Raw genomic sequence first — 546 nt, 5'->3', positions numbered from 1 at the left:
GATGGTGAATGTTGATTTCTGATCTTTTGATTAGATCGTTCTTTAAAAATTTGGGTATGTGATAGAAAGATAGACTGAATGACACTTTCACTGGTGTTTATTCAGGCTAAGGTAAAATTTGTGATTCTCTTAATTGAGTGTGCGAATTTTCGGCGAATGTTGTCTTCATAGTATAACCAGATTGCTTGGGGTTATATGGTCAAGTGAAGAAGCGCATACGGTGGATGCCTTGGCAGTCAGAGGCGATGAAAGACGTGGTAGCCTGCGAAAAGCTTCGGGGAGTCGGCAAACAGACTTTGATCCGGAGATGTCTGAATGGGGGAACCCACCTAACATAAGTTAGGTATCTTAAGCTGAATACATAGGCTTAAGAAGCGAACCAGGGGAACTGAAACATCTAAGTACCCTGAGGAAAAGAAATCAACCGAGATTCCCTTAGTAGTGGCGAGCGAACGGGGACCAGCCCTTAAGCTGTATTGATGTTAGCGGAACGCTCTGGAAAGTGCGGCCATAGTGGGTGATAGCCCTGTACGCGAAAACATCTTT

At 44.1% G+C, this 546-nt stretch carries 1 rRNA gene; it reads left to right on the top strand.

The features are described from left to right. Positions 1-197: 197 nt before the first annotated feature. A 23S ribosomal RNA gene (locus QMX84_RS26320) occupies positions 198-546 on the top strand; the annotation flags it as partial.

The sequence above is a fragment of the Pseudomonas sp. PS01297 genome, assembly GCF_029959305.1.
Lineage (GTDB): Bacteria > Pseudomonadota > Gammaproteobacteria > Pseudomonadales > Pseudomonadaceae > Aquipseudomonas > Aquipseudomonas helleri.
The sequence above is the reverse complement of the archived record's forward strand: the minus strand, read 5'-3'. Positions and strand labels throughout refer to the sequence as shown.